The 4,449-nt window shown below is 41.8% G+C and carries 5 protein-coding genes; all 5 read left to right on the top strand.

The window, feature by feature from the left end:
• The first annotated feature begins 76 nt into the window (after positions 1-76).
• The 5 genes from AM305_RS11570 (at position 77) to cysD (ending at position 4,353) form a co-directional block, all read left to right on the top strand.
• Entirely contained in the window at positions 77-541 is a 465-nt protein-coding gene (locus tag AM305_RS11570; RefSeq protein WP_005826361.1) for a nuclear transport factor 2 family protein, read from the top strand.
• 7 nt (positions 542-548) lie between these two features.
• Entirely contained in the window at positions 549-1,466 is a 918-nt protein-coding gene (murQ, locus tag AM305_RS11575) for an N-acetylmuramic acid 6-phosphate etherase (protein ID WP_005826363.1), read from the top strand.
• 247 nt (positions 1,467-1,713) lie between these two features.
• A complete protein-coding gene (locus tag AM305_RS11580; RefSeq protein ID WP_005826364.1) occupies positions 1,714-2,403 on the top strand; it encodes a pirin family protein in 690 nt (229 codons plus the stop codon).
• A 261-nt stretch (positions 2,404-2,664) separates the two neighbouring features.
• Positions 2,665-3,399: a phosphoadenylyl-sulfate reductase gene (locus AM305_RS11585; protein WP_005826365.1), complete on the top strand. Its 735-nt coding sequence runs from the start codon at positions 2,665-2,667 to the stop codon at positions 3,397-3,399.
• A gap of 27 nt (positions 3,400-3,426) precedes the next feature.
• The gene (cysD, locus tag AM305_RS11590; protein ID WP_005826367.1) at positions 3,427-4,353 is read left to right on the top strand and encodes a sulfate adenylyltransferase subunit CysD; all 927 of its coding nucleotides are present in this window, start codon (positions 3,427-3,429) and stop codon (positions 4,351-4,353) included.
• Positions 4,354-4,449 lie beyond the last annotated feature (96 nt).

The raw sequence follows: 4,449 nt of genomic DNA on the forward strand, positions 1-4,449 counted from the left end.
GGGGCGAAAAATATTTCGCCCCTACAAATGATTGTGAATAATGGCTACATAATATCGAAAAACAGAGGGAATGATAATGAAACGAATAAAATTTTGGCACCCGATTGCGGCGGTCTTGTTAGGGCTTAGTTTATCGGTGGCAGCGAGTTATCCGGCAATTAAAATTATCCAAACAGAACGAGCACAACAGCAAAGTGAAATTATTGAGTTAGACCTTGCCTTGCGTAAAGCATTGATTGAACACGATATTCCGGCACTGCAAAATCTGTTGGCGGAGGATTTTGAAATTTATACCGTCAATCAAGGCGTATTGTCTAAGGGAGAATGGATCCGTAATATTCAGCGAAATATGGTAAATTATACTCAAGTTAAAGAACTCGAAACGCCACAAATTCAGGGTAACCAAATTTCAGTACTTTCTGAAGTGAGTGGCGAATTTTGGGGGATTGAAACACAAGATAAACTGGTGCAGACGACTATTCGTTTAGTTGAACGTAAAGACAAATTGCAGATTAAATGTGTCGTCATTAAGTTGGTGTGAGGTTTTTATGACAGAACAAACGCTACTTCGCTCTCTTTCACAAATGATTACCGAGCAACGTAACCCAAATTCGCAAAATATTGACCAATTATCACCGCTTGAAATTGTGCAGATTATCAATCAAGAGGATAAACAGGTCGCTGTTGCGGTCGAGAAATGTTTACCTCAGATAGCATTAGCCGTTGAAAAAATCGAACACGCCTTTTTAAATGGCGGGCGATTGGTTTATATCGGCGCAGGAACGAGTGGTCGCTTAGGGGTATTAGATGCCTCTGAATGTCCGCCGACTTATGGTGTACCGCCGGAAATGGTGGTTGGCATTATTGCCGGTGGTGAACGAGCGTTACGTCATCCGATTGAAGGTGCGGAAGATAACCGAGAGCAAGGCAAAGCTGATTTGCAAGCGGTCAATTTTAATAAAAAAGATGTATTGGTTGGCATTGCTGCCAGTGGCAGAACACCTTATGTGATTGGAGCATTAGAGTATGCCCGTTCGCTGGGCGCAACAACCGTTGCGATTGCCAGCAATCCCCAATCTGCAATGGCGCAAATTGCCGATATTGCGATTGAAACGATTGTTGGGGCAGAAGTGCTGACCGGCTCAAGCCGTATGAAATCAGGTACAGCGCAAAAATTGGTGTTGAATATGCTGACTACAGCGTCTATGGTACGAATTGGTAAATGCTACCAAAACTTGATGGTGGACGTGCAAGCAAGCAATGAAAAGCTCAAAGCCCGAGCGATTAAAATCGTGATGGAAGCGACCGATTGTTCTCAACAAGAAGCAGAACAAACGCTCAAAGTCGCAGAAAATAACGCTAAATTAGCGATTATGATGATCCTTTCACAACTAGATAAAACCACCGCCGAGCAACTCCTTGCTAAACATCAAGGACGTTTACGTAGTGCGTTGGTTTCACAGTAACATTAGTCTAAGTCATACTTGAAAAATTTTATTTAACTTCGCTTCTCTATATTATGAGAAGCGAAGTTTTTTGTTTTAACAGACTTTTTCTATTGCCATATAACTCTCTCACTTCTCTTTCAGATTATTCACGCTAAGTAAATAGTGATTTAACTAAACTGCTGTTTATCTCTTTTCAAGAAACCCTATAATGCCCACATTAAAACGCAACAGCGTTTATATTATTCATCAAAATAAGGAACAGGTTATGTTATACATTAGAAAAGCAAATGAACGTGGACATGCAAATCACGGTTGGCTAGACAGCTATCATACTTTCTCTTTTGCAGGCTATTATGATCCAAAATTTATGGGGTTTTCGGATTTACGTGTCATCAATGAAGACAGAGTGAAAGCCGGATTTGGCTTTGGCACACACCCTCACGACAATATGGAAATTCTCTCCTATGTTTTAGATGGCACGATTGCGCATAAAGATAGTATGGGCAATGTGGAAGAGTTGAAAGCCGGTGAATTCCAAATTATGTCGGCAGGCACGGGGATCACTCACTCGGAATATAACCCAAGCAATGAAGAAAATCTGCATTTTTATCAAATTTGGATTATGCCGAATGAGCGCAACATTCAACCTCGTTACGATCAAAAAGCCTTTGCCAATAAAGAGGGCGCAACATTGATTTTATCGCCAAATGCTGAAGACGGCTCATTCAAGGTTTATCAAGATATGAAACTTTGGCGTTATCAATTTAAAGCAAATCATCAAGAAGCTCTTGCGTTAAATGCTGAGCGCAACTATTGGCTTCAAGTGGTTAAAGGTAGTTTTATGCTAAATGGTCAAACTGTTGAAACCAGTGATGGTGTTGCGATTAGTCAAGAAACTTTAGCCAATATTGAAACCCATAGTGATGTTGAGTTCTTGTTGTTTGATTTGGCTTAAATCCATTATCTTTACCCAGAAAAGGGACACACGCAGTATGTCCCTACTTTTTCATAACGAAAAATTCCGTGATATTCCTTGAAAGTATAAAAAACGCTTTCACCGCCCATTTTCATCTCAAAATTTTGATTTTGTTCAAATTTACCCCTTCTTATTCCAAAACGCTCTAAAACATATTTCCTTTTTATTTTTCAGCTATAAAAAATCAGTCTATAAATACCACACTTTCGACATCAAGCGATTTATGTTGAGGAATTAACGATGCACTTTTTAAAACCTGAATTTTGGGAAATCCCGACACCGACAGAGCGAGATTTTGCAAATCTTGCTGAAAAAGAGACCGCTTTATTTGAGCGTATTCGACATATTGCGAGTTCACATCAGAATGTGAAATTGGCGAGTAGTTTGGCGGTGGAAGATATGGTGATTACAGATGTGATTGCAAAAGCCGGTGTTCAGATTGGCGTGTTTACCCTTGAAACCGGGCGGCTCAATGCCGAAACGCTTGCGTTGGTTGATGAGGTCAAAAATCATTACCCACAGTTGGATTTTCAGCTCTATTTTCCCGAGCCGGAAAAAGCGGCTCAATATGATCGACAAAAAGGTGCATTTGCTTTTTATGAAAGCGTGGAGTTGCGCCGAGAATGTTGTTTTATTCGCAAAATCGAACCGCTAAACCGAGCGTTAAAAGATGCTGATGCTTGGCTCACAGGGCAACGCCGTGAACAATCGGTAACACGAACAGCGTTAGCCTTTCACGAGCAAGATCAGAGCCGAGCGATCGATAAATATAACCCGATTTTTGATTGGTCGGAGCGTGAAGTTTGGGCGTATATCTTAAAACATCAAATTCCGTATAACGCACTGTATAAACAAGGTTATCCGAGCATTGGTTGCGAGCCTTGTACCAAACCGGTCAAAAAAGATGAAGATATTCGCGCCGGACGTTGGTGGTGGGAAAACAAAGACAGTAAAGAGTGTGGATTACATAAATAATCGCCGGTAAAGCATAAGGAACAACATATGACAACACAACATCAAATTGAAAACGGGCATTTAGATTGGCTAGAAGCTGAATCCATTTATATTATTCGTGAGGTCGTGGCGGAGTGTAGCAATCCGGCGTTGCTGTTTTCCGGCGGTAAAGACTCGGTAGTTTTACTTGCGCTGGCTCGCAAGGCTTTCCAATTAGAAGGCAGGGAGTTGGTCTTGCCGTTTCCGCTGGTGCATATTGATACGGGGCATAACTATCCGGAAGTAATTCAATTTCGAGATGAGCAAGTGAGAAAATTGAATGCAAAATTGGTAGTAGGGCACGTTGAGGACTCCATCGAAAAAGGCACGGTGGTGTTGCGCAAAGAAACAGACTCCCGCAATGCCGCACAAGCGGTAACTTTATTGGAAACGATTGAAGCTAACGGCTTTGATGCTTTGATGGGCGGAGCTAGACGTGATGAAGAAAAGGCTCGGGCAAAAGAGCGAATTTTCTCCTTCCGTGATGAATTTGGGCAATGGGATCCGAAAGCGCAGCGTCCGGAATTGTGGTCTTTGTATAACGCAAAACTTCACAAAGGCGAAAATATGCGAGTGTTTCCGATTTCTAACTGGACGGAATTGGATATTTGGCAGTATATCGAGCGAGAAAAATTAGAATTGCCACCTATTTATTATGCACACGAGCGTGAAGTGGTCGAACGCAATGGCTTATTAGTGCCGGTAACGCCACTGACCCCAAAACAGGCGAATGAAGAAAGTAAAACGGTATCGGTACGCTTTAGAACCGTTGGCGATATTAGCTGTACTTGCCCGGTCGCCAGCGAAGCGAAAACGCCATTAGATATTATTAAAGAAACTGCCGTTGCTGAAATTTCAGAGCGTTCCGCAACACGTATGGATGACCGTGCAAGTGAAGCTGCAATGGAACAGCGTAAAAAACAAGGGTATTTTTAATTTATACACAACGCAACCCTCGCTAGAAATTATGTAGTAGTTATACAAAAACAATTTAGTTCAGAGATCTTTCGCTCCCTCCGTTTACGGAGGGAG

It is taken from the genome of Actinobacillus minor NM305 (genome assembly GCF_000175195.1).
Lineage (GTDB): Bacteria > Pseudomonadota > Gammaproteobacteria > Enterobacterales > Pasteurellaceae > Haemophilus_A > Haemophilus_A minor.